The sequence below is a fragment of the Yonghaparkia sp. Soil809 genome (assembly GCF_001429705.1).
In the GTDB taxonomy this organism is placed as follows: Bacteria; Actinomycetota; Actinomycetes; order Actinomycetales; family Microbacteriaceae; genus Microcella.
In genome coordinates this window covers 327679-351069 of sequence record NZ_LMSV01000001.1, presented here as the reverse complement: position 1 = coordinate 351069, position 23391 = coordinate 327679, and the positions used below count along the sequence as shown (strand labels likewise).

The following is a 23391-nucleotide window of genomic DNA, read 5'->3' as shown; positions in this document are numbered from 1 at the left end:
CCCTCTCGGCGGCGGGTNNTTCGACGCCGCGCCGATCCGCGAGCTCGGCCTCCTCAGCGCGAAGCCGTTCATCTACGTGTTCAACGTCGACGAGGGCGTGCTCGGCGACGCCGCGCGCATGGACGGGCTCGCGGCGCTCGTCGCGCCCGCGAAGGCGGTCTTCCTCGACGCGAAGATCGAGAGCGAGCTCATCGGGCTCGACCCTGACGATGCGGCTGAGCTGCTCGCCTCGACCGGCCAGGCCGAGAGCGGCCTGCACCAGCTCGCCCGCATCGGATTTGACACGCTCGGCCTGCAGACCTACCTCACCGCCGGCCCCAAGGAGTCGCGCGCCTGGACGATCGGCAAGGGCTGGAAGGCCCCGCAGGCCGCCGGCGTCATCCACACCGACTTCGAGAAGGGCTTCATCAAGGCGGAGGTCATCTCGTTCGACGACCTCGTCGCGTGCGGCTCCGTCGCCGAGGCCCGCGCGAAGGGCAAGGCCCGCATCGAGGGCAAGGACTACGTCATGCAGGACGGCGACGTGGTCGAGTTCCGCTTCAACGTGTAGCCGGGTGGTGCAGGGCCGCGACGCCTACTCGCCCGCGAGCTCCTCGCGCAGCCGCGGCTCGAGGCGGTTCTTCGGGTGGTGGCCCGCCTTGTCGGCGTAGAACGCCCGGATCCGATCCATGTCCGCCGCCACGTCTCCCGTGAGCTCGAACGTCGGTCCGAGCCCCGTCGTCATCGTCGTGCGGTCCACGTACCCGAGGGTCACGGGCATCCCGGTCTCGCGCGCGATCCGGTAGAAGCCCGACTTCCAGTGCGTGTGCCCCGAGCGCGTGCCGTCGGGCGTCACCACGAGGCTGAACACCTCGCCCGACCGGATGCGCTCGACGACCTCGGCGACCACGCGGCCGGGCGCATCCCGATCGACGGGAATGCCGCCGAGCCGCGACATGATCGGCCCCCGCCACCCGGCGAAGAGGCTCTTCTTGCCGAGCCAGCGGATGTGGATGTCGAGCTTCCACGTGATGGCGAGCATGAAGACGAAGTCCCAGTTCGACGTGTGCGGGGCCCCGATCAGGAGGGTGGGGCGGTCGAGAGCGGGCTCCGTCACGAGGCGCCACCGGCTGACGGTCCAGAACGCACGGGCGGCGAGGCGGCGCAGAAGCATTCGTCCAGCGTAATTCGCCTGCGCCTGTCGACGGGCCGGACCGGGGCGAGCGCTCCCTGACAGAATCTCCGCATGACCGAGCCCTCGCCGACTCCGCAACCGAGCCCCTCTCCGTACTCGGTGCCCGAGCGCCCGACGAACCTCATGGCGATCCTGTCGCTCGTCGCCGCGTTCGTCGCGCCTCCCGCGGGGCTCGTGCTGGGCATCCTCGCTCAGCGTCAGATCGCCCGCACGGGCGAGCAGGGCGCGGGGCTCGCGAAGGCCGGGGCCATCGTCGGCGGAGTCTTCACCGCGTTCATCGTCATGTTCGTGATCGCGTGGCTGGGCATGGTCGCGTCGATCTTCGGCAACTTCTTCTTCTGGACCCTGCCGCGCTGAGCGCGCCCACCATGCGCACCCTCACCGTCTGCAACTTCGTCACGATCGATGGCCGCTACGAGGACGACGACCACGACATCGCCTCGCTCTTCGAGCACCACCACGCCGACTACGGCGGCACCGACACCTTCGACCACTACAACGCAGGGCTCTTGCGCGAGGCCGGCACGCTCCTGCTGTCGGGGCGGCGCTCGGCGCTCGGCAACCTCGGGTACTGGGCGGGCGTGCGCGACGACCCGAGCGCGACGGCGATCCGCCGCGAGTTCGCCGAGCTCATCGAGCGCGTCGAGAAGGTGGTCGTCTCCGACACCATCACCGAGGCGGACCTCGCCCCGTACCCGAACACCCGCATCGTGGCGGTGGCGGATGCTCGCGCCGAGGTCGCCCGCCTGAAGACGCTCGACGGACCGGGCATTCTGATCCTGCTCGGGCGCATCCTCTGGAACGACCTCATGCACGCGGGCCTCGTCGACGAGCTGCACCTCGTGACGTTCCCGCTCATCGCCGGTGGGGGAGTGCCGCTGTTCGACGCGCGGCCGCCAGTCGCGCTGAGGCTGCTCGAGAGCCGGGCATGGCCGGAGTCGGGCCAGGTGCTCATGCGGTGGCGGGTCGACACGCCGGCCGCCTAGAATCCGGTCGTGAGCATCCGTCGCGTCGCCGTGATCACCCTCGTCGCTCTCGGTCTCGCCGGCTGCGTCGGGCCTGAGATCGCCGAAGAGGTGTACCTCGACTACGACGGTGATCTGCGCGACGCTGTCGTCGCGTGCTCGCTCGAGGCAGCTGATGGCCGTCTGCGAGACGATGCGAGGGTTCCGTCCGGCATCTACCTCACCGACATCAGTCACTCGTACTCGCCTGGCACCGGTGCCGCCGACGTCAGCGGCGTCGTGAGCGCACGCGAGTCGGCGAGCGACGGTTCGACCGTCGAGTACGCCTGGCGGTGCACGACCGACAGCGGCGGCGGCGACCCGACCATCGTGTCATTCGAGCCGGTCGGAGGCTGAAGCCGCAGCACCCACCACCGCAAGACACGGGACGTCCGTGTCTTCGCCACCGCCGATCCGCGGGAGTACCGTCGCCCCATGACCCTCCCCGAGCTCAACTGGCTGGCCGTACTCGCCGGCTTCGTCGTCTACTTCGTCACCGGCGCCATCTGGTTCGGGCCGAAGACCTTCTACCCGGCGCGGATGCGCGCCAAAGGTCACGACCCGCAGAACCCGCCGGGGCTGCACGGCCCCGGCCTGCTGTTCGGGCTCACCGCGGTCGGAGCGCTCGTGCAGGTGCTCACGCTCGCCATCGTGCTCGCATTCGTCGCTCAGGCGACGGGCGACCCGGTCGGTCCGCTCGGCGGCGCGCTCGGCGGCCTCCTCCTCGGCATCGGCCTCGTCGCGGCGAGCTCGCTCTCGCACCGGCTGTTCGGCGGCGACGGGATCCGGGTCTGGGCGATCGAGGTCGGCGGCGACGTCGTCGGCCTGACGCTCGCGGGCCTGGTCGTCGGACTCATCGGCTGACCTCGCGCGCATTCCGAACTGTTCGGGGCAACTCGTCCGCCCCCGGGCGCACGGAGTGCCCCGAACAGTGCGGATTGCGTTCTGGCAGTGGCCGCGGGCGTGCCGCGAGGCCCGCGCGAGCCGCGCTCAGCGCGCGAGCAGCTGCCGCGCCGCCCCGCGCCCCGTGCGCACCGCGCCCTCCATGTACCCGCACACCCACTGATCCGAGCCGACGAGCCAGAACGGCGGCGCGTGCGTGCCGTGCAGCGGCCCGACCGCGGTGAGGTCGCCGGGTCGCCACGCGGTGATGTACCCCTGCGTCCACGGGTCGGCGAACCAGTCGCGCACGAACACCGACTCGACCTCGGCCGCCTCAGGCCCGTAGGCGGCGACGAGCTCGCCGAGCAGCACGGCTTCGCGCTGCGCCGCCGGCAGCGCCTGGTACGGCCCGAGCCGATCGACGGGCACGAGCGCCGAGAGCGCGCCCGTCGTCTGCACCCACGTGCCCCCGAGCAGCGTGTGCTCGAAGTAGCCCGTGCCGTTCTGCCCGTTCGCCTCCCAGAACGACGACGCGTAGACGGTGACGAGCTTCGCCGCCGGAGCGTGCTGCCGCCGCGTGGCCGCCGCGAGATAGTCGGGTGCGACCCCCGAGATGCGCAGGTCGCGCAGCGGCCCCGCGGGCAGCGCGCACACGACATCCGAGGCGGTCAGTCGCTCGCCCGTCGCGAGCGTCACCTCGACGCCACCAGAACCGACGGCGATCGCCACGACGGCGCTCCCGTACCGGATCCGGTGCCCGAGCCCCTCCGCCATGCGCAGCGCGACGGTCGCCGACCCCTCGAGCACCTTCGCGCTCTCCCACGCGTCGTAGTCGTAGAAGCCGAGCGCCCCCGCCGTCGCCTCCTTGCGCAGGTCGGCGAGCAGCGACCGCCGCTCGATCGACGGGTCGGCGAGGGCGAGGGTGCGCAACTCCATCGCGCGCAGCACGGCGGGGGTGGCGCCCTCCGACCGCAGCCAGGCTCCGACGCTGAGGCGGTCGAGCGCGACGGCATCGGGATGCGCCCACGGGTCATCGGGGTCGACGGTGGCGGCGAGGGCCGCGAACCTCTGCTCGAGCCGGTCGTAGATCGCGCGGTCCGAGTCGAGCATCCACGGCATCTCATCTCCGAGGACGCGACCCTCGGAGACCAGCCACGTCGACTCGCCGGGAATGTCGGTGAAGCTCGGCACGATCGTGAGGCCGAGCTCGGCGACGAGCTCGCGGTAGGCCGTGTGGGCGATGCCGATGACCTCGCCACCGAGCTGGATCGGCCTGCCGTCGGGGGTCTCCGACTGCTCGACGCGGCCGCCCGCTCGGCCGCGCGCCTCGAGCACGATCACGTCGGCGCCGCCCGCGCCGAGGTCGCGCGCCGCGCTCAGCCCGGCGAGCCCCGCGCCCACCACGATCACGTCGTGCCTGCTCATCGCGTCTCCGTTCCTGGTCAGCCGCGCAGGCGCTCGCCGCGCGGGTCGGAGAAGGGGCGCCGCGCCACGGTCGCCGGATGCGCGACCCCCGCGACCTCGATCGTGAAGACCCCCTCGAGGTCGGCATCCGGGTCGATCGCGGCGAGGCCGACCGAGCGCCCCAGGGTGTGGCCGAACGCGCCGCTCGTGACCCGGCCGATCGGCACCCCGTCACGCAGGACGGTCTCGTCGTGGAGCAGCAGAGGCTCCGGGTCGTCGAGCGCGACGAAGACGGTGCGGTGGCGCGGTCGTGACCGGTCGAGCGCGGCCACGGCGTCGCGCCCGCAGAACCCGCCCGGCTTGTCGAGCGCGACCGTGAAGCCGAGCCCCGCCGAGTACGGGTCGTCGCTCGCGCCGATATCGTGGCCGAGGTGCCGGTAGCCCTTCTCGCTGCGCAGCGAGTCGAGGGCATGGTAGCCGGCGAGGCGCACGCCGAGGCCCTCGCCAGCCGCGAGCAGCGCATCGAGGACGTTCACGGCGAGGTCGGCCGGCGGGTAGAGCTCATAGCCGAGCTCGCCCACGAAGCTGATGCGCAGGCAGTACGCGAAGCCGTCGGCGACCTCGACCTCGCGGCCGCGCGTGTACGGCTGGGCGGCGTCCGACCAGTCGTCGGGCGAGACGCGCTCCATGAGCTCGCGGCTCCGCGGCCCCATCACACCGATCGTCGCGAGGCCCGCGGTGACGTCGACGACGGCCGCCGCCCGACCCCGCGCCGCCCGCCGCAGCAGCCAGAGCGAGGCGTGCCGGCTCGCCGACGGCGTGACGACGAGGAAGCGGTCGTCGGCCAGTCGCGTGATCGTCCCGTCGAGCTCGATGCCGCCGCGCGCGTTGAGGAAGAGCGTGTAGACCGCCGTGCCGACCGCGACGTCGACGTCGTTCGTCCCGACCCACTGGCACAGCGCGAGCGCGTCGGGCCCGGCGACCTCGAACTTCGCGAACGGGCTCAGGTCGAACAGGGCGACGCCCTCGCGCGCGGCGCGGTGCTCGGCGGCGACCCGGACGAACCAGCCGGGCCGACCGTAGCTGTAGCCGTCGGCGATCGCCGGCCCGCCGTAGTAGAGCGCTCGCTCGCCGCCGTTGAGCTCGCCGAACCGCGCGCCGAGCTCTCCGATCCGGTCATGCAGCGGCGTGCGGCGCACGTTCCGCGCGGTCTCCGACTGGTACTGCGGCCAGTGCATCGCGTACAGCCGGCCCAGGCTCTCCGTCGTGCGCGCGTGCAGGTAGCGCCGACTGGCCTGGTGCGGCGAGAAGCGCCGCACATCCACCGATGCCGATTCGAATGCGGGCGCGCCCGTCAGCATCCAGGCCGCGAGTTCGCGACCGACTCCCGGCGCGTAGATGATGCCCTGCGAGTTCATGCCGGCCGCGACGAACAGCTGCTCGACCTCCGCGGTTTCGCCCATCAGGAACGCCGTATCGGGCGTGAAGCTCTCAGGCGCGTTGAGGAAGCGGTCGTATGGAGCCGCCGTGAGCGCCGGTACCGTGCTCTCGGCGTGCGCGCGCACGGCCGCGAAGTGCTCCCAGTCGGGCGGGAACTCCGCGAACCCCTCGGTCGGGATGCTCGGCACGGCCCGCGGGATCCCTCGAGGCTCGAACGCGCCGACGAGCAGCCGTTCCCCCTCCGAGCGCACGTAGTAGCTGCGGTCGAGATCGCGCAGGACGGGCAGCCCGGCGCCCGAAGGCCCGGCCGCCCCCGCGATCGGGGCCGAGCGCACGTGCACGTGCTCGGCCGGGTAGAGCGGCAGCCGGACGCCCGCGGTCGCCGCGAGCTCGCGGCTCCAGAGCCCGCCCGCGATGACGACGCGCTCGGCGAGCACGTCGCCCTGATCGGTGCGCACGCCGCGCACGACCCCGCCGTCGTGCAGGATCTCGAGCGCCGTCACACCCTCCCGCAGGGCGACGCCCGACCGCTGGGCGAGCGCGGCGAAGGCGAGCGCGGCGAAGCCGGGGTTCACGTGGCCGTCGGCCGGGTAGTGGAGGCCGGCGAGCATCCCCTCGGTCGACGCGAGCGGCCACAGTCGCGCGATCTCATCGAGCTCGACCATGCGCGCGTCGATGCCGTTCTGGGCGGCGACGTCGCGGGCGCGCAGCAGCTCGTCGACGCGACCCGTCGTGCGGGCGATGCTGAGCGAGCCGACGCGGTCGAACGACACGTCGATGCCCGAGCGCTCCTGCAGCGTCGCGTAGGTCGCGACGACGCACGACGAGAGGTGCGTCATCGCGGTCGACCCCCGGCCGTTCGCGACGAGGCCCGCGGCGTGCCAGCTCGTGCCGCTCGTGAGCCGAGCGCGCTCGATCAGCAGCACGTCGTCGGCGCCGGCCGCGGCGAGGTGGTGGGCGATGCTCGCGCCGATGATGCCGCCGCCGACGATGACCGTGCCCGCGCGGGCGGGCAGCGGCGCACGGGCGTCGTCGGTGAGGAGCGCGGCGCTGAGCGATCGGTCGGCGAGTCTGTGCACGGCGGAGGCCCCGTTCGCGTCGAGCGTGGAGTGCGGCCCGGCGTCGTCGCCGGTACGAGAACGATAAGCCGGTGTTGCACCCTTGGACAACAATTCGAGGATCGCCCCTGTCCTCAGCCTGCTGAGGCACGATAGAGGCGTGGATGCTCCCCGCGCGCTCGCCGCCGCCCGAGCCGCCCTCGCCGAGGCCGCGGCCGAGCTCGCCGCCGCCGGTGCGCGCCCTGAGCAGGTCGCGACCACGGTCGCGGCGCACCGCGCTCTCGGGTTCATCCCGGTGCGCGAGAAGCTCCGCCGCACCGGCGAGGGATTCCTCCTCGGCGCCCTCCTCGCCACTCGAGACGGAGACGTGCTCGATCCGGGTCGAATCGTGCGCGCGAGCCGGCAGGTACTGCCCGGGCACCAGTCGGCGAGCGCCCAGGAGCGCCGCGCCCTCCGGCAGACGGCTCTCGACTCCGGGTTCGACGAGGGCGAGACCCTCGTGCTCGACTCCCGCGCAATCCCGCTCGACGACCCGGAGGCGATGCGCGCCGAGCGGGGCCCGCTCGTCCTGCGCGAGACCGAATCCGGCGAACTCGAGGTCCTCGTCCGCTGGATCCCGACCGCCCCGGACAGCGCGCTGCGCCCCCTCGCGGCCTACCTCGCCGAGCGCGTCGACCTCGCGCGCGGAGCCCTCGTCGCCGCGCGAGCCGAGAGCGAGCATCCGTGACCGAATCGACCGGCCCAGCCCCCGCGACCGGCCTCGACCCCGACGTCTTCGCCTTCTACGCCGAGCTCGAGCAGAACCAGAACCGCGAGTGGTGGCTCGCGAACAAGCAGCGCTATGACGAGCGCGTGAAGGCGCCGGTCGAGCGGCTCGTCGACGCGCTCGGCGGCGAGTTCGGGCCGCTGAAGATCTTCCGGCCGTACAAGGACGTGCGCTTCAGCGCCGACAAGCGCCCGTACAAGGATCACCTCGGGCTCGTGAGCGCCGACTCGAGCGCGGGCACCTACTACCTGCAGGTCTCGCACCACGGCCTCATGCTCGCCGGCGGCGAGTACCAGCCGAGCCGCGAGCAGCTCGCCCGCTTCCGCGAGATCTGCGACGACAACCGCCTCGTCGGCGACCTCGAGGCGACGCTGGACGAGGCCGCCGAGCGCGGCTTCGCGATCATGACGGCGGATGCCCTCGCCACCGCCCCCCGCGGCTACCGCGCCGACCACCCGAAGATCGCCCTGCTCAGGCTCAAGCGCCTGGCCGTCGCCGCCGAGCACGCCCCCGCCGAGTGGATGACCGGGCCCGAGCTCGTCGACCGCGTGCGCGCGGGCTGGCGCGTCGTCGGCGAGTGGAACACGTGGCTCGCCGAGAATCTGCCCGCGCCCGTCGAGGCGGCCCGCTGACGCGAGCGGGCGGCCCGCTCACGCGCGCGGGCTCGCCCGCTAGGGTGCACGTATGGTCGGCGACGGGGCTCTGCGCGCGCTGCCGCTCGACGGCGCCGGCGGACGGCGCGGGACCAACCTGCCCGCGATGGGCGACTTCAACCAGTCGGTCATCCTCGAGGCGGTGCGACGCGCGCCGCAGGGGCTGAGCCGGGTCGAGCTCGCGGAGGCGACGGGGCTCTCCGCCCAGACGGTGTCCAACATCAGCCGTCGACTCCTCGACGCCGACCTGATCTCGGAGGCGGGTAAGGAGGTGAGCGGGCCGGGGAAGCCCCGCACGATCCTGAGGCTGAACCCGGGCGGGCGCTTCGCTCTCGGCGCGCACCTCGACCCCACGGTGACGACGGTCGTCCTCCTCGATCTCGCGGGGTCGGTCATCGCGCGCGAGCGGATCGGCACGCCGCTGCAGCAGCGCCCGGACGAGGTGATCGACGCGATCGCCGCGACCGCCGAGCGGCTCCTCATCGATTCGGGCATCGACCGGAGCCGGCTCGCCGGCCTGGGCGTCGCGGCGCCCGGTCCGATCGACCCCGTCGCGGGCGCGCTGGTCGGGCCGCCCAACCTCCAAGGCTGGCACCGGGTCGCGGTGCGGGACGAGCTGCGGCTCCGCTCGGGCATGGAGGTCGTCGTCGATAAGGACGTCACGGCGGCCGCCGTCGCCGAGAAGTGGGCGGCGGCGAGCGGCGCGGGGAGCGGCTCGTTCGTGTTCCTGTACGTCGGCACGGGCATCGGAGCGGGCATCGTCGTCGACGGCGAGGTCGTGCGGGGGAGCGCGGACAACGCGGGGGAGGTCGGGCACATCGTGGTCGACCCGGGCGGTCCGGAGTGCACCTGCGGGTCGCGCGGCTGCGTCGCCGTGACGTGCACGCCTGAGGCGCTGGTGCGGGAGTGGTGGGGGCTCGGCGGGCGCTCCGCCGACCGCGGCGCCACCGACACCGAGGCGATCGACGGCGCCTTCACGCTGCTGGCGGCGGAGGCCGGGAGCGGCGACCCCCTGGCGGTCCTCGTGCTGGAGCGCGCGGCGATGAGGTTCGCACGACTGCTGGCGGTGATGACCAATCTCCTCGACGTGGACCGCGTCGTCCTCGGCGGCCCGTTCCTCACCCCCATCAGCGCGCTCATGATGTCGACGGTGCCCGTGGAGCTCGAGGGGCTCCGCGCGGCGCGCGGCATCCACCCGCTCGGTGTCGGGACGTCCGCGCTCGGCGACGACGTCGCGGCGATCGGGGCCGCGGCGCTCATCCTCGATCGCACGCTCTCGCCGCAGACGCGCTCGCTGATGCTTCCGGCGATTCTCGCTTGACGCGGATTACTCCATTCGATTTACTTATCGTGATCGGGCTGCGGGTCAGTGCTCGGTCCCCCTCCGCCATGCCGAGCAAAGGAGCACAGCATGAGGCGCACCCTTCGCACGACCACCACCGCCCTCGTCGTCACGGGAGCCCTCATCGGCGTCGCCGGCTGCTCCGCCGCGGGGGAGGAGTCCGACGACCAGACCCTCACCGTCTCCTACATCCGCACGGATGCCTTCACCGCGCTCGACACCCTGTTCCAGACGGTCAAGACCGACTTCGAGGATGCGAACCCCGGCGTCACCGTGGAGCTCCAGCCCGTCTCCGCTCCCGATGAGGACTACAAGACCCGCCTGGCCCTCTCGCACCGCTCGGCCGAGACCGCGCCCGATGTGTTCTACCAGGACACGACCACGATCCGCGCCGACGCCGAGGCCGGCTACCTGCTGGCGCTCGACGACTACCTCGCCGAGTGGGAGGACTGGGGCCAGTTCAGCGAGGCCGCGCGTACCGCGGGCCTCGGCACCGACGGCTCGACCTACGCCGTCTCCCTGGGCACCGACACGCGCGCCCTCTGGTACAGCATCCCCGTGCTCGAGGCAGCCGGCATCCCGACCCCGTGGGAGCCCGAGACCTGGCAGGACGTCCTCGACATGGCCGAGGCCGTGCAGACCTCCGACCCCGAGGCCGTGCCCTTCATGCTGTACTCGGGCACCGGCACCGGTGAGGGCTCGAACATGCAGGGCTTCTACCAGCTCCTCTACGGCACCGAGCTCGGCGGCGACGCTCTCTTCGACTCCGAGTCGGGCAAGTGGGTCGTCGGCTCCGAGGGCTTCGTCGACGCGCTCGAGTTCGTCGAGACCGTCTACTCCGAGGGCTACTCGCTCCCCGCCGACCAGGCGCTCGACCCGAACGTGTGGCAGTCGGTGTTCGGCGAGCTCTTCCCGGAGGGTCGCCTCGGCGCCACGATCGAGGGCTCCTACACGCCGTCGTTCTGGGTCGAGGGCGGGTCGTTCGAGTGGCCCGAGTACGCCGATCAGATGGGCGCCACGGCGTTCCCGACGCAGAACGGGGACGGCGAGGGCGTCAGCATGTCCGGCGGATGGACGCTCGCGGTCGGCGCTGCGTCCGAGATCCCCGACCTCGCCTTCGAGTTCCTCACCATGGCTCTGAGCAAGGAGAACTCGCTGTCCTACGTCACCGAGAACTCGCAGATCGCGGTGCGCGCGGACGTCGCGGCGGAGCCGAGCTACCTGGAGTCGAATCCCTTCGTCGGCGCGGTCACGGAGCTCGTGGAGATCACGAACTTCCGCCCGGCGACGAGCGACTACAACCAGATCTCCGCCGCGGTCCAGAACGCGACCGAGGCGGTGATGACCGGTCAGTCGACCCCCGAGGAGGCCGCCGCGGCGTACGACCGCGACGTCGAGTCGATCGTCGGCGCAGACGGCATCATCGAGAGATGACCCCAGACCTCGATGCGGCACCGCCCCACCGGTGCAGCCGGGCAGCAGCCCGGTGACGGCAACCGCATCGTCGTCGCAGCGTCCGTCCGGTACCTTCGGACGCCGCGACAGCCCGTTCGGGCGGCGAGCCTCTCGGCTCGCCGCCCGGACGATGCCTCTTCTTCCCGCACTCCTGCTGCTCGCGGTCTTCCTGCTCGGTCCCATCGTCTGGTCGATCGTCGGGTCGCTGACGAACGCGACCCTCACCGGAGCCTCCGCGACCTCGCCCGACTGGGTGGGGCTCGCGAACTACGAGCGGCTCCTCGCCGATCCCGACTTCCCGCTCTCGCTGTGGCTGACCGTCGTCTTCACGGTCCTGTCCGCCGTCGTCGGGCAGAACGTGCTGGGCTTCCTCGTCGCCTTCGCCATGACGCGGGCCGATCGCCGGGTCGCGACGATCGCGAGCGGCGCGGTGATCGGCGCCTGGGTGCTGCCGGAGATCGTCGCCGCGTTCGTCGCTTACGCGTTCTTCTCGCGTGACGGCACGCTCAACCAGCTGCTGGCGGTCATCGGGCTCGAAGGCGACAACTGGCTGTTCACCGTCCCCATGCTCACGATCGTGCTCGCCAACGTGTGGCGCGGCACCGCCTTCTCGATGCTCGTCTACCGGGCGGCCCTCAGCGAGGTGCCGCCGGAGCTCACCGAGGCCGCGCAGATCGACGGGGCGAACGGCTGGCAGCGGCTGGTGCGCGTCACCGTCCCTCTGCTGCGCGGCACGATCGCTACGAACCTCATGCTCGTCACCCTGCAGACGCTGTCGGTCTTCACCCTCATCTACGTCATGACAGCCGGCGGCCCCGGCAATGCGAGCGCGACCCTGCCGGTGTACGCCTACCAGGAGGCGTTCCGCTTCGGCAGCATCGCGTTCGGCACCGCGATCGCGACCGTCATGCTCGTGATCGGGGCCGTCTTCTCGATCGTCTACATCCGCATCCTCAACCGGGCGGAGGCCGACCGATGACGGCCGCCGTCGCCCGCGCCCCTCGACCGGTGTCGGTGGCCTCCCCGCGTCGATCGGTCTCCCGCGGGCTGTCGACCGCGGCGCTCGTGCTCGTCACCGCGGCCTTCCTGCTGCCGCTCGCCTGGCTGCTGCTCGCGGCCTTCGACGCGAGAGCCACCTACGAGACCCGACTGCCGCAGGAGCTGTCGCTGGACAACTTCGCCGCGGTCCTGACCCCGCAGACGACGTTCGTGCCGCTGGGCAACAGCCTGCTGCTGTCGACCGCGACGGCCGCGATCACGGTGCTCGTCGCGCTGCTCGCGGCGTATCCGCTGTCGCGCTATCGCTCGCGCTTCCATCGGGGCGTCATGTACGGGGTCCTGTTCGGCACCTGCCTCCCGATCACGGCGATCATGGTGCCGGTCTACAGCCTCTTCGTCGTGCTCGACCTCCTCGACTCCATGCCCGGCACGATCCTCTTCCTGGTCGCGTCGTCGCTGCCGATGGCGGTGTTCATGACGAAGAGCTTCATGGATGCCGTTCCCGTCACTCTCGAGGAGGCGGCGTGGATCGACGGCGCCTCCGCGATGCGCGCGCTGCGGATGATCGTCGTGCCGCTCATGCGCCCGGGCATCGCCGTGGTGTTCGTCTTCGTCTTCCTGCAGGCGTGGGGCAACTTCTTCGTGCCGTTCGTCCTGCTCTACTCGCCGAGCAAGCAGCCCGCGGCGACGAGCATCTACACCTTCTTCGGACAGTTCGGCTCGATCGCCTACGGTCAGCTCGCTGCCTTCTCGCTGCTCTACTCGCTGCCCGTCGTCATCCTGTACATCCTCGCCTCGAGACTGATCGGCGGGTCGTTCGCCCTGGCCGGCTCGGTCAAGGGCTGACCCCACCCGGAAGGACCACCGTGCACGAGCACCGCCTGACCACCGACGGTCGCATCGAGCGCTTCCTGCGCGACGTCCTCGGCCCGCAGCGCATCGCCGAGCGCATCCCGCTCGCGGTGACGGCGTCGGTGGTCGACGGGGAGCCCATCCCGTTCGCCGAGGCCGTCGCGCGCCCCTTCGCCCCGTTCGCCGTCGGGTCGGAGTGGGGCAGGGCGTGGGACACGGTCTGGTTCCGCGTCACCGGCGAGGTGCCCGCGGAGTGGTCCGGCGCGGACGGGCGCCACGAGGTCGAGCTCGAGGTCGATCTGGGGTACTCGTCGCGGCTGCCCGGCTTCCAGGCCGAGGGCATCGTGTACGACGCCTCGGGCCGCATGCTCAAGGGCCTCGAGCCGCTCAACCGCTTCGTCCCCCTGCCGCACGCGGGCGCGGTCGATCTGCTCATCGAGGCCGCGGCGAACCCGAACATCGCCGACGACTTCAGCTTCCGGGCGACGCCTCTCGGCCACCGCGATACGGCGGGGGATGCCCTGCTCTACGTGCTGCGACGCGTCGACCTCGTCCGGCGAGACGTCCGGGTCACCGAGCTCTGGCACGACGCCACCGCCCTGTGGGACCTCGTCGGCCAGCTGCCGGACGAGCAGCCGCGTCGGCGGCGCATCGTGGAGGCGCTCGCGCGCGTGGTCGACCTCGTCGACCCCGATGACGTGGCCGCCGACGTCGACCGGGCGCGGGAGGTGCTCGCGGTGGAGCTCGGGCGGCCCGCCCACGCGAGCGCGCATCGCGTCCACGCCGTGGGGCACGCCCACATCGACTCGGCGTGGCTCTGGCCCACGCGGGAGACCGTGCGGAAGTTCGCCCGCACGCTCTCCAACGTGCTCGACCTCATCGACCGAGACCCCGACTTCCGCTTCGTGGCCTCCTCGGCCCAGCAGTACGCGTGGGTGCAGCAGCACTACCCGGAGCTGTTCGAGCGGCTGCGCACGGCGGTCGACTCCGGCCGGATCATCCCGGTGGGCGGGATGTGGGTCGAGTCCGACGCCACGATGATCGGCGGTGAGTCGATGATCCGGCAGTTCCTGCTCGGGTCGCGGTTCTTCCGCGAGGCCTTCGGGGTCGAGAGCGACATCGTGTGGCTCCCCGACTCGTTCGGCTTCTCGGCCGCGCTGCCGCAGATCTTCCTCGGCGTGGGGGCGACCGGTTTCGTGACGCAGAAGATCTCGTGGAACGACACCAATCGGATGCCGCACCACACCTTCTCGTGGGAGGGCATCGACGGCTCGCGCATCCTCACCCACTTCCCGCCGGTCGACAGCTACATGAGCGATCTCGGAGCTGCCGATCTCGCCAAGGCCGAGCGGCAGTACGCCGAGAAGGCGGTGGGATCGAGCTCGATCGTGCCCTTCGGCTGGGGCGACGGCGGCGGCGGCCCGACGCGGGAGATGATCGCTCTGGGTCGACGCAAGGGCGACCTGGAGGGCTCGCCGCGCGTGGAGTTCTCCACGCCCGCCGCGTTCTTCGACGAGGCGCGCCAGGAGATCGCTCGCCCGCCCGTCTGGTCGGGGGAGCTCTATCTCGAGCTGCATCGCGGCGTGTTCACCTCGCAGGCCGAGACCAAGCAGGGCAACCGCCGCAGCGAGGCGCTCCTGCACGAGGCGGAGCTCTGGGCGGCGACCGCCGCGGTGCGCTCCGGCGCCCCCTACCCGCACGAGGAGCTCGACGCGGCCTGGCGCATCGTCCTCCTGCAGCAGTTCCACGACATCCTTCCCGGCACGTCGATCTCGTGGGTGCACGAGGAGGCGGAGGAGCGCTACGCGCAGGTGCGCCGCTCGCTCGAATCCCTCATCGACGCCTCCGTGGCCGCGCTGGCCGGGGAGGGCGACCGCGCGCTGCGGGCGATCTCCTCGCCCTGCGATCCGGCGGCCTTCGCGATCGTGGAGTCCGACCTCGGCACCCGCTCCGACGCCCTCGGCCGGGCCGTCGGGCGCGCGGACGACGGGGGATTCGTGCTCGAGAGCGACACGCTCCGCGTCGTGATCGATCGGGGCGGGCGCATCGTCTCGTTCGTCGACCTGACCAGCGGGCGCGAGCTGATCGTGGCGGGAGAGCCGGCGAACCGCTTCCAGCTCTTCCGCGACCGCCCCGCGCAGTGGGACGCCTGGGATCTCGACGAGAACTACCGGCGCACCGGTCGCGAGGTCGATGACGTCGTCTCGTGCGAGATCGAAGGCGAGGCGGTCGTCCTGCGGCTCACCGCGGGGGCGTCCACGATCGAGCAGCGGATCTCGCTGTCGCCCGACGGCGCGGCGCTCGACCTCGACGTGCACGTCGACTGGCGCGAGGACCGCATGATCCTGAAGCTCGCGCTGCCCGTCGGCATCCTCGCCGATCGCGCCTCCTCCGAGACCCAGTTCGGCCACGTCCATCGGCCGACCCACGCCAACACCTCGTGGGACGCGGCGCGGTTCGAGACGGTCGCCCACCGCTGGGTCCAAGTCGAGGAGCCCGGGCAGGGGCTCGTCGTCGCCAACGCCAGCGCGTACGGGTGGGACATCCAGCGTCTCGATCGGGACGGTCGCGGCGTCGGCACGCTCCTGCGGGCTTCGCTGCTGCGGGCGGCGACCTTCCCCGACCCCGACGCCGATCGGGGCGAGCACGATTTCGCGCTCTCGCTCCGGCCGACCCGCTCGATCTCCGACGCGGTCGCCGAGGGCTACCGACGGAGCCGTCCGCCTCGCGCCCTGCGCGGCGCGACGCCGGTCGCGCCCCTCGTCCGGCTGGAGGGAGGCTCGGCCGTCATCGAGACCGTGAAGCTCGCCGACGATCGATCGGGCGATCTCATCGTCCGGATCTACGAGGCGAGCGGCGCGTCGACCACGACCGCCGTCGTGGTCGACGCCCGCCGCGGCGAGGCCCAGTGCGTCGACCTGCTGGAGCGCGAGCGCGGCGACCGGCGCGACGCGTTCGCCCCGGACGAGGAGATCGTGCTGCTGCTGCGGCCCTTCGAGATCGTCACCCTGCGCATCCGCCTCGACGCGTCGGCGGTGTGACGGCGTGTGACGCTCCGGCCGCGAGCCCCGCGACCGATGTCGGAGGTTCGACATAGTCTCGACTCCGTGCTCCTCGAGACCCACGTCCTGCAAGACACCGATCCCGACCTCCCGGGGCTCCTCGGTGACGGCTTCGAGGTGGTCGGCGAGTCATGGGGCGCCGAGCTCGAGATCGACGGGGGCGCCGACACGGCGGCTCTGCTCGAGCGCCTGCGCGGCTTCGTGGCGTCCGCCCGCGGCTCCGGGCTCGAGCTCCGCGAGCTCGCCCCGCGCGACGCTCCCGCGATCGAGGCCCTCGACGCCGAGAGCTGGGCCGACGTGCCGACGACGCCCGCGACCGTCCACGCTCCCGTCTCGGCGGCCGACGTGCACGACTGGGCCCGCCGCGGTCGCCGCGCGTTCGGCGCGCTCGACGGCGACCGACTCGTCGGCGTCTGCGTGGGCTCGGCCGGCGACAACGACTTCGTGGTCGTCGCCCCCGATCAGCGCGATCGCGGCATCGGCGCCGCCGTCGTCGCGGCGTGGATGCTCGGCGCGATCGCCGCGGGCGAGCGCGCCTTCTCCGCGGGCGGCGCCTCGCAGAACGCCCGGAGCCTCGGCATGATCCGAGCAGTGGGGTTCCGCGTCACGGAGCGCTGGCTGAGCCTGCAGCGCCCCTGACGTCGCGGGCGGCTCCGCGAATCCATGTCAGCACTTCGGGCCGCCGTCAACCCCCTTCTCGCTCTCTCGCGCTGACCGTTAGCGTCAGCCCATACCGACAGGTCGTCGGAGGTCACGGCACGAGCCGGGGCGCGATCCGCGACCGGAAGGAGGCACCACCATGGCAACACTTCTCTGGATCATCGCGGCCATCCTCGTCATCGCGGGAATCGTCACGCTCGTCCGCGGTCAGATGCTGTGGGGCATCGTGCTGATCGTTCTCGGTCTGCTCGTCGGCCCCGGTGGCGTCAGCATCTTCACTTGATCGGACGTGGCTAGGCCCTGAGCCCCCGATGTGATCAGGATCACGGCGCCCCCGGGCGCCGCACCCCGAGAGGCGGTGCCGCGGACGCGGCCCGCCTCTCGGCATGTCCGGGCTCCATCCCTGCGAGCGGATGCTCGGCTCGGGACCTTCGGCCCTGACCGGCCGCTCTCGCGCAGGGCTACCGTGACCCCACGCGGCGTCGAGCCGCACCAGGAGGTCACCATGAGCCGCCGACGCCTCGCCACCCGCGCCGAGCTCCTCATCCGCGCGTCCGCGCACCTGGCCCTCGCCTCGGCCCTCGCGGTCGCGCTGGCCGGCTGCGTCCCGCCCCCGGGCCCCGAGCCCACCGCATCGACCGCGCCGCCGAGCGCGAGGCCGAGCGAGACCGCCGAGCCTACGGCGGCCCCGACCGAGACGGCCGAGGTCGAGCTCTTCTTCGCGGTCTCGCACCCGACCGACATCGACCTCATCCCCGAGACCCACGAGCTCGAGGTCGAGTCCGATGGCAGCGCCATCGAGGCCGCGCTCGCCGCGATCACGGAGGGCGCGATCGCGCCGACCGACCCCGACTACGCGAACCTCTGGCGCGATGTCCCGCTGAACGGCGTCGAGCGCGAGGGCGCCGTGCTCCGCGTCGACCTCGGCGGGCTCCTCCAGGGCGTCGGTGCCGAGGCCGAGACCGTCGCGATCGAGCAGCTGGTCTGGACGGCGACGGACATCGAGCCGGGCATCCGCGCCCTGACCTTCACGGTCGATGGCGACGTCGTCGAGACGCTCGGCGGGCACGTGGATGCCCGGGGCGAATTCGCGCGCGGCCTCGCCGAGAGCACCCTCAGCCCCCTGCAGATCGACACCCCCGCGCAGGGCTCGACGGTCACGAGCCCCCTGCGGGCGAGCGGCCTCGCGTGCGTGTTCGAGGCGACCTTCGGGTGGGAGCTGCTGCAGGGCGGGATGGTGCTCGAGGAGGGGTCCGCGATGAGCGAGGAGGCGTGCCCCGCACGGGCGCCCTGGAGCCTCGACCTGGGCCCGCGACAGCCGGGGGAGTACACCCTCGTCATCACCGAGTACTCGATGAAGGACGGCTCGGTCGCGAGCACCGACTCCAAGACCTTCACCGTCAGCGGCACCTGAGCGCTCCGCGGGGTCGACGCGCACAGGTTGCGGTGCGACAGTGGAGGCATGACGGTCATGCCGATGTTCCCCCTCGGGTCGGTGCTCTTCCCGTCCATGCCGACCGCGCTGCGCATCTTCGAGGAGCGCTACATCGTCATGCTCTCGACCGTGCTGCAGGAGGAGCCTGCGGAGTTCGGGATCGTGCTGATCGAGCGCGGTTCAGAGGTCGGCGGCGGCGAGCAGCGGTTCCCTGTCGGCACGATCGCGCGCATCGCGCAGGTGCAGGCCAGCGAGGGCTTCATCGGCCTCGTCGCGCAGGGCACCGCGCGCGTGCAGGTCGAGGAGTGGCTGGAGGACGACCCCTACCCGCGGGCGCGGGTGAGCACCCTGCCCGAGCTGGAGTGGCACGACGCGCTCGGCCCGCTCTTCGACGAGGCCGAGTCGACCGTGCGCCGCGCGCTCGCCCAGGCGAGCGAGTTCGTCGAGCAGCAGTGGGGCGCCGACGTCGAGCTGAGCGCCGACCCCGTGGAGGCGATGTGGCAGCTCGCCGGCATCGCGCCGCTCGGACCGCTCGACCAGGTCCGACTGCTGCGCGCGCCGGACGCCGAAGCGCTCCTCCGTCAGCTCATCGAGCTCGCCAACGACGCCATCGAGGTTCTCGCCATCACGTGGGATGACACCGACGACTTCCCGACCCCCGACGACTTCCGCGACGGCGACGCGTGACCGCGCTGCTCGCCTTCCCCATCCCGACCGACCCCGGCACGGCATCCGCCGCGGGGCCGCTCTTCCTCGCGATGGGCCTCGCGACCGTCGCCGTGCTCGTCTGGCAGGCCGTCCGCTACTTCCGCGACTCGCGCGACGACGACTGAGCCGGCGCGACCGCGGGGTCAGGCGAGACCGGTGCCCGTGGCGTGCCGACCTCGCTCGAGGAGGATGGCGATCGCGGCCGTCATGAGCGCCGCGATCAGGAGCGCGCCGTAGACCGTGCGATCGGCCATGAGGAAGTCCGAGATCGGCGGCGTCGGCACGATCATGATCAGGAGCGACAGCGCCGCGGTGAGCGCGAAGATCGCCCAGGCGCCGCGCCGCGCCCAGCCGGCCGAGCGCAGAGCGCCGAACAGCAGCGTCAGGTGCCCGGCGGGCACGAGCAGGAGCACGGGGACGTCGAGGGCCGTGCCCGTCGGGGCTCCGGCGTAGTCGCTGCCGAGCAGCTCGTTGGCCACGAGCAGGGTCCCGATGGGCGCGGCGAGCATCACCGCGCCGGTGCGGCCCATCGCGCCGAGCCGCGGCATGAGCGCGAGACCGAGGAGGGTCGCGGCGCCGAGCAGCAGGGCGGTCGCGGGCGATCGATGGCCGAGCACGGGGTGGAGCTCCCGCGGCGCGAGGGCCGCGGCGGCGAGCGCGACACCGACGAGCACGAGCAGGACGACGAGCGCGCCCATCGCGATCCGCGGAGCGGTCCGCGCGAGCCTCGTCGGTCGAGCAGCGCGTGCGGTCACCATGGCGCGGCCTCCTCCATCACGAGGGCTGGGTGGCGCCAGTATCCTCCTGCGTCGGCGCGGGCACCAGGGGCGGTCGGCCCGCTGCGGTGCGGGATGCTCAGCGCGCGGCGCGCGCCATCCAGGCCTCGACCTCGTCGGCCGTGCGGGGGATGCCCGCGGAGAGGCTCTCGCAGCCGTCGGCGGTCACCATGACGTCGTCCTCGATGCGCACGCCGATGCCGCGGTACTCCTCGGGCACGGTCAGATCGTCGGGCTGGAAGTACAGGCCGGGCTCGATCGTGAAGACCATGCCCGGCTCGAGGATGCCGTCGAGGTAGAGGTCGCGCCGGGCCTGCGCGCAGTCGTGCACGTCGAGGCCGAGATGGTGCGAGGTGCCGTGCACCATGTAGCGGCGGTGCTGGCCGCCCTCGGGCTGCAGCGCCTCCTCCGCGGTGACGGGCAGCAGGCCCCACTCGGCGGTCCTCCGCGCGATGACCTCCATCGCGGCGGCGTGGATCTCGCGGAACCGGATGCCCGGCCGCACGACCGCGAAGGCCGCGTCAGCCGCCTCGCGCACGGCCTCGTACACCCGGCGCTGCACGTCGGTGAAGGTGCCGCTCACGGGCAGGGTGCGGGTGATGTCGGCGGTGTAGTAGCTCTCGAGCTCGACGCCCGCGTCGATGAGGATCAGGTCGCCGGGAAGCACCGGGCCGTCGTTGCGCGTCCAGTGCAGGATGCACGCGTGCGGGCCGCTCGCCGCGATCGTGTCGTAGCCGACGGTGTTGCCCTCGGCCCGGGCGCGGCGGTCGAAGGCGCCCTCGACGAGGCGCTCGCCGCGGGGGTGCCGGACGATCTCCGGCAGATCGGCGATGACGTCGTCGAATCCCTGCCGGGTGGCGGCCACGGCGCGACGCATCTCCTCGATCTCGAAGGAGTCCTTCACGAGCCGCAGCTCGCTCAGGTCGCGCGCGAGGTCGGCGTCGCGCTCCGTCAGCTCGCCCGCGAGAGCCTCGGCGTCGTCGGCTCCGTCGGTCGCGAGCAGCAGACGCAGAGCATCCACCCGGTCGGTGATGGCGCGGTCGGCGTCGCGCACCACGAGAGTGCGGGCGTCGAGGCTCTCGAGCACGGCCTCGAGCTCGCCGAGCCCGCGTGTCGCGAGCCCCAGATCGAGGGCGACGTCGCTGGCGGTGGGGCGCGGCCCCGTCCAGAACTCGCCGATCTCGGGGTTGGCGTAGAACTCGTCGGAGTCGCGGCCCGCGGCCTCGCGGAAGTAGAGCACGGCGTCGTGCCCGTCGGGCTCGCCGGCCTCGTCCGTGCGCGGCTCGAGGATGAGAACGCTGCCGGGCACGGTGTCGGAGCCCCAGCCGGTCAGGTGCGCGAAGGCGGAGTGCGCGCGGTACGGGTAGTCGGTGTCGTTCGAGCGCTGCTTGGCCGGTCCGGCGGGGATCACGAGGCGCGCGGTCGGGTGCAGCGCCGAGACGCGGGCGCGGCGCTCGGCGGCGAACGCCGCCTGCTCGCGGGGCCCGCTCGCGCGGCTCGGGCGCTCGGCCCAGCCCTGCGAGATGTACTCCTTGAAGGCGTCGGAGCCGGGAGTGGTCGAGCGGTTCGCGGTCGCGCGCGGGGCATCCTTCTGATCGGTCTCAGCCATGCCCCCATCCTCCCACCCGGCGCGGGGCGGGGGTGCGGGATGCTCGCACGCGCACTCGATCAGAGGCCGAGTCGCGCCACCACGGGCCGGTGGTCGCTCCCGGCGTCGTCGAGGGTCGTGATCACACGATAGGAGCGGATCTCGAGATCCGGGGTCGCGAGCACGTGGTCGATCGGTGCGCCGAGGAGCGCGGGCAGGCGCGTCGGCCACGTGCCCACGGCCCCGCTGCCGGTCGCGAGTGCGGCATCGACGCACGAGCCGAGGCCCGGTCCGTCGTCGGTCGCGGTGAAGTGGTCGGCGGTCGCGTTGAGGTCGCCGGCCATGATGACGCGCTCACCCGTGCACACCTCGTCGAGCCAGGCGAGGTCGGCGCGCCAGCTCTCCAGCTCGCCCGGGACGGGCGCGATCGGGTGCACGCCGATGATCGTCGGCCCCTCTCCCGAGATCGGCCGCAGGACGATGCTCGGCAGCACGGTGGTCGAGCCGACCGAGTCGTCGCGCGCGTACTCGCCGAGCTCGACCGAGACGAGCACGCTCGTCGACCGCGCCTTGAGCTCCAGCTCGGGGTCGAAATCGAGCGTGTGCACCCACATCGGCCGGCCCGCGTCGCGGAGGATCTCGGCGACGACGACCGCGGTCTCCTCCGTGGTCTCGGGCAGAACGATCACGTCGGCCCGCTCGGCGGCGGCCAGATCGGCGATGATGCCCGGGCCGGTGGCGTCGCCGAGGGTGTTCCAGGAGAGCACGACGAGGTCGTCGCCGGCGGGCGCGGGCAGGGCATCCGCCCCGAAGCCGCGACTGGCGAGGACGGCGACGTTGATCGCGGTGAACCCGAGGGCGATGACCGCGAGGCCCGCGAGGAAGCGCCGCCCGCCCGCCCACATCGCCGCGATGATGAGCAGCGTGACGGCGACGAGGACCGCGACGAGCGAGCTGAGGCCGCGCAGCCCGACGAGCTGCGCGATCACGGGCGCCCCCGCGAGCCCGAAGAGGCTCGGCCACGCGATGACCAGGAGGGCCGCGGCCGCGCCGAGCAGGAGGGCGGCGGCGGCGGAACGGCGGATCATGACCCCGTGAGCCTATCCCGCGCTCTCGCGAGCCCCCTCGGCGGCGGATGCCCGGCGCGCGCGGGGCGGGCCCCGAGCTCCTCCTGCGTAGCATGAGGAGCATGCCGCGCCCCACGATCGACCTGCACAGCCACAGCAGCGTCTCGGACGGCACGGAGACCCCCACCCAGCTCGTGCGCGCGGCGATCGCAGCCGGGCTCGACACCCTCGCGATCACCGACCACGACTCCACGGCGGGGTGGGACGAGGCGGTCGCGGCGGCGGCGGGCAGCGGGCTCCAGATCATCCGCGGAATAGAGCTGTCGACCCGCTACGAGTGGCGCAGCGTCCACGTGCTCGGCTACCTCTTCGACCCGCACGACGCGGACCTCGTCGCGGAGACCGGCCGCATCCGCGACGATCGCCTGACCCGCGCGGAGCGCATGGTCTCGCGCATCTCGGAGGACTACGACGTCACCTGGGACGACGTTCTCGCCCAGTCGGGCGGGGTCTCGATCGGCCGCCCGCACATCGCCGATGCGCTCGTCGCGCGCGGCATCGTCCGCACGCGCAGCGAGGCTTTCGAGTCGATCCTGCACTTCCGCGCCGGCTACTACCTGCCGCACGCCGCGCCGACCGTGCTCGACGGCGTGCGCATCATCGCGAGCGCGGGCGGCGCCCCCGTCATCGCGCACCCCGCTACGCGCGGTCGCGACGCCGTGATCGATGAGGGGATGCTCGAGCAGCTGGTCGACGCCGGTCTCGTCGGCCTCGAGGTCGATCACCGCGAGAACACGAGCGAGGGCCGCGCGACGCTGCGGGAGTGGGCGCGGCGGTACGACCTGGTGATGACCGGGTCGAGCGACTACCACGGCGACGGCAAGCCCAACCGCCTGGCCGAGAACACGACCGACCCCGAGTCGCTCGAGGCGATCGTCGCCCGCACGCGCGGCGTCGCGCCCGTGCGCGCCTGAGGGCGATCCCGGCGCCCGACGGCGACGGCGGCGTACCGTCGGTGCTCAGCCGACGCCGACCCGCGGCGTCCGGCCGACGACCGGGAGGCGAT

The 23391-nt window shown here is 72.6% G+C and carries 24 protein-coding genes; 18 read left to right on the top strand and 6 right to left on the bottom strand.

The genetic code is table 11. The features are described 5' to 3' along the window. Positions 1-19: 19 nt before the first annotated feature. On the top strand, positions 20-550 hold a 531-nt coding region (locus ASG83_RS13000), incomplete at its 5' end, for a DUF933 domain-containing protein (RefSeq protein ID WP_235459983.1). Positions 551-574: 24 nt separating this feature from the next. On the opposite strand, the gene ASG83_RS01705 is transcribed toward ASG83_RS13000, so the two are convergent. After that, positions 575-1153 (bottom strand): 1-acyl-sn-glycerol-3-phosphate acyltransferase, encoded by a 579-nt coding sequence (locus ASG83_RS01705; protein ID WP_055856398.1) that lies wholly within the window; start codon positions 1151-1153, stop codon positions 575-577. A 72-nt stretch (positions 1154-1225) separates the two neighbouring features. On the opposite strand from ASG83_RS01705, the gene ASG83_RS01700 reads away from it, so the two are divergent. The 4 genes from ASG83_RS01700 to ASG83_RS01685 all read left to right on the top strand — a co-directional run bounded on the left by ASG83_RS01700 (position 1226) and on the right by ASG83_RS01685 (position 3042). Then, complete coding sequence (locus tag ASG83_RS01700; protein WP_055856396.1) at positions 1226-1531, top strand: DUF4190 domain-containing protein; 306 nt, start codon at positions 1226-1228, stop codon at positions 1529-1531. Positions 1532-1542: 11 nt separating this feature from the next. Continuing rightward, positions 1543-2160, top strand: coding sequence for a dihydrofolate reductase family protein (locus ASG83_RS01695; protein ID WP_055856394.1), 618 nt, complete (start codon positions 1543-1545; stop codon positions 2158-2160). A 9-nt stretch (positions 2161-2169) separates the two neighbouring features. Continuing rightward, positions 2170-2535, top strand: coding sequence for a hypothetical protein (locus tag ASG83_RS01690; protein ID WP_055856391.1), 366 nt, complete (start codon positions 2170-2172; stop codon positions 2533-2535). Positions 2536-2613: 78 nt separating this feature from the next. Next, positions 2614-3042, top strand: coding sequence for a DUF1761 domain-containing protein (locus tag ASG83_RS01685; RefSeq protein WP_055856388.1), 429 nt, complete (start codon positions 2614-2616; stop codon positions 3040-3042). A 126-nt stretch (positions 3043-3168) separates the two neighbouring features. Here the strand turns inward: ASG83_RS01685 and ASG83_RS01680 are convergent, their stop codons facing one another. Next, a complete protein-coding gene (locus ASG83_RS01680) occupies positions 3169-4485 on the bottom strand; it encodes an FAD-dependent oxidoreductase (RefSeq protein WP_055856385.1) in 1317 nt (438 codons plus the stop codon). A gap of 17 nt (positions 4486-4502) precedes the next feature. Next, positions 4503-6983 carry an FAD-dependent oxidoreductase gene (locus tag ASG83_RS01675; protein WP_055856383.1) on the bottom strand — a complete coding sequence of 827 codons (2481 nt, stop codon included), beginning with the start codon at positions 6981-6983 and terminating at the stop codon, positions 4503-4505. A 139-nt stretch (positions 6984-7122) separates the two neighbouring features. Here ASG83_RS01675 and ASG83_RS12765 point away from each other — a divergent pair, with 139 nt between their 5' ends. The 12 genes from ASG83_RS12765 (at position 7123) to ASG83_RS12590 (ending at position 19019) form a co-directional block, all read left to right on the top strand. Further along, the gene (locus tag ASG83_RS12765; protein ID WP_055856380.1) at positions 7123-7689 is read left to right on the top strand and encodes a hypothetical protein; all 567 of its coding nucleotides are present in this window, start codon (positions 7123-7125) and stop codon (positions 7687-7689) included. Beyond that, entirely contained in the window at positions 7686-8360 is a 675-nt protein-coding gene (locus ASG83_RS12760; protein WP_055856378.1) for a DUF2461 domain-containing protein, read from the top strand. The genes ASG83_RS12765 and ASG83_RS12760 overlap by 4 nt, the downstream gene beginning before the upstream one ends. 127 nt (positions 8361-8487) lie before the next feature. Then, a complete protein-coding gene (locus ASG83_RS01660) occupies positions 8488-9702 on the top strand; it encodes an ROK family transcriptional regulator (RefSeq protein WP_055859025.1) in 1215 nt (404 codons plus the stop codon). A gap of 90 nt (positions 9703-9792) precedes the next feature. Further along, positions 9793-11157 (top strand): extracellular solute-binding protein, encoded by a 1365-nt coding sequence (locus tag ASG83_RS01655; protein WP_055856375.1) that lies wholly within the window; start codon positions 9793-9795, stop codon positions 11155-11157. Positions 11158-11308: 151 nt separating this feature from the next. Next, entirely contained in the window at positions 11309-12157 is an 849-nt protein-coding gene (locus tag ASG83_RS01650) for a carbohydrate ABC transporter permease (RefSeq protein WP_082514891.1), read from the top strand. After that, positions 12154-13023: a carbohydrate ABC transporter permease gene (locus ASG83_RS01645; protein WP_055856364.1), complete on the top strand. Its 870-nt coding sequence runs from the start codon at positions 12154-12156 to the stop codon at positions 13021-13023. The genes ASG83_RS01650 and ASG83_RS01645 overlap by 4 nt, the downstream gene beginning before the upstream one ends. A gap of 20 nt (positions 13024-13043) precedes the next feature. Next, positions 13044-16070: a glycoside hydrolase family 38 C-terminal domain-containing protein gene (locus ASG83_RS01640; RefSeq protein ID WP_055856361.1), complete on the top strand. Its 3027-nt coding sequence runs from the start codon at positions 13044-13046 to the stop codon at positions 16068-16070. Positions 16071-16136: 66 nt separating this feature from the next. Further along, a complete protein-coding gene (locus ASG83_RS01635; protein ID WP_055856358.1) occupies positions 16137-16730 on the top strand; it encodes a GNAT family N-acetyltransferase in 594 nt (197 codons plus the stop codon). A 160-nt stretch (positions 16731-16890) separates the two neighbouring features. Beyond that, positions 16891-17034: a GPGG-motif small membrane protein gene (locus ASG83_RS12850; protein ID WP_200932273.1), complete on the top strand. Its 144-nt coding sequence runs from the start codon at positions 16891-16893 to the stop codon at positions 17032-17034. Between the two features lie 222 nt (positions 17035-17256). Continuing rightward, positions 17257-18165, top strand: a complete 909-nt coding sequence (locus tag ASG83_RS01630) for a Gmad2 immunoglobulin-like domain-containing protein (protein ID WP_055856354.1) — start codon at positions 17257-17259, stop codon at positions 18163-18165. 48 nt (positions 18166-18213) lie between these two features. Then, positions 18214-18873, top strand: a complete 660-nt coding sequence (locus ASG83_RS01625) for an LON peptidase substrate-binding domain-containing protein (RefSeq protein ID WP_235451393.1) — start codon at positions 18214-18216, stop codon at positions 18871-18873. Beyond that, on the top strand, positions 18870-19019 hold the full coding sequence (locus tag ASG83_RS12590; RefSeq protein ID WP_156710908.1) for a hypothetical protein: 150 nt from the start codon (positions 18870-18872) through the stop codon (positions 19017-19019). Before ASG83_RS01625 ends, ASG83_RS12590 begins: the two co-directional genes overlap by 4 nt. An 18-nt stretch (positions 19020-19037) precedes the next feature. On the opposite strand, the gene ASG83_RS01620 is transcribed toward ASG83_RS12590, so the two are convergent. The 3 genes from ASG83_RS01620 to ASG83_RS01610 all read right to left on the bottom strand — a co-directional run bounded on the left by ASG83_RS01620 (position 19038) and on the right by ASG83_RS01610 (position 22346). Further along, entirely contained in the window at positions 19038-19652 is a 615-nt protein-coding gene (locus ASG83_RS01620) for a hypothetical protein (protein ID WP_055856351.1), read from the bottom strand. Between the two features lie 97 nt (positions 19653-19749). After that, positions 19750-21279 (bottom strand): aminopeptidase P family protein, encoded by a 1530-nt coding sequence (locus ASG83_RS01615; RefSeq protein ID WP_055856349.1) that lies wholly within the window; start codon positions 21277-21279, stop codon positions 19750-19752. Positions 21280-21338: 59 nt separating this feature from the next. After that, a complete protein-coding gene (locus tag ASG83_RS01610) occupies positions 21339-22346 on the bottom strand; it encodes an endonuclease/exonuclease/phosphatase family protein (RefSeq protein WP_055856346.1) in 1008 nt (335 codons plus the stop codon). A gap of 101 nt (positions 22347-22447) precedes the next feature. Here ASG83_RS01610 and ASG83_RS01605 point away from each other — a divergent pair, with 101 nt between their 5' ends. After that, positions 22448-23299, top strand: a complete 852-nt coding sequence (locus ASG83_RS01605) for a PHP domain-containing protein (protein WP_082598998.1) — start codon at positions 22448-22450, stop codon at positions 23297-23299. Positions 23300-23391 lie beyond the last annotated feature (92 nt).

Bases quoted from the DNA above. Each gene is read 5' to 3' on its own strand.
- ASG83_RS01645 (WP_055856364.1), top strand. From the start codon at position 12,154: ATGACGGCCGCCGTCGCCCGCGCCCCTCGACCGGTGTCGGTGGCCTCC.
- ASG83_RS01695 (WP_055856394.1), top strand. From the start codon at position 1,543: ATGCGCACCCTCACCGTCTGCAACTTCGTCACGATCGATGGCCGCTAC.
- ASG83_RS01605 (WP_082598998.1), top strand. From the start codon at position 22,448: ATGCCGCGCCCCACGATCGACCTGCACAGCCACAGCAGCGTCTCGGAC.
- ASG83_RS01700 (WP_055856396.1), top strand. From the start codon at position 1,226: ATGACCGAGCCCTCGCCGACTCCGCAACCGAGCCCCTCTCCGTACTCG.
- ASG83_RS01685 (WP_055856388.1), top strand. From the start codon at position 2,614: ATGACCCTCCCCGAGCTCAACTGGCTGGCCGTACTCGCCGGCTTCGTC.
- ASG83_RS01705 (WP_055856398.1), bottom strand. From the start codon at position 1,153: ATGCTTCTGCGCCGCCTCGCCGCCCGTGCGTTCTGGACCGTCAGCCGG.
- ASG83_RS01655 (WP_055856375.1), top strand. From the start codon at position 9,793: ATGAGGCGCACCCTTCGCACGACCACCACCGCCCTCGTCGTCACGGGA.
- ASG83_RS01660 (WP_055859025.1), top strand. From the start codon at position 8,488: ATGGGCGACTTCAACCAGTCGGTCATCCTCGAGGCGGTGCGACGCGCG.
- ASG83_RS01625 (WP_235451393.1), top strand. From the start codon at position 18,214: ATGACGGTCATGCCGATGTTCCCCCTCGGGTCGGTGCTCTTCCCGTCC.
- ASG83_RS12850 (WP_200932273.1), top strand. From the start codon at position 16,891: ATGGCAACACTTCTCTGGATCATCGCGGCCATCCTCGTCATCGCGGGA.
- ASG83_RS01620 (WP_055856351.1), bottom strand. From the start codon at position 19,652: ATGGTGACCGCACGCGCTGCTCGACCGACGAGGCTCGCGCGGACCGCT.
- ASG83_RS01630 (WP_055856354.1), top strand. From the start codon at position 17,257: ATGAGCCGCCGACGCCTCGCCACCCGCGCCGAGCTCCTCATCCGCGCG.
- ASG83_RS01615 (WP_055856349.1), bottom strand. From the start codon at position 21,279: ATGGCTGAGACCGATCAGAAGGATGCCCCGCGCGCGACCGCGAACCGC.
- ASG83_RS01610 (WP_055856346.1), bottom strand. From the start codon at position 22,346: ATGATCCGCCGTTCCGCCGCCGCCGCCCTCCTGCTCGGCGCGGCCGCG.
- ASG83_RS01650 (WP_082514891.1), top strand. From the start codon at position 11,309: ATGCCTCTTCTTCCCGCACTCCTGCTGCTCGCGGTCTTCCTGCTCGGT.
- ASG83_RS01680 (WP_055856385.1), bottom strand. From the start codon at position 4,485: ATGAGCAGGCACGACGTGATCGTGGTGGGCGCGGGGCTCGCCGGGCTG.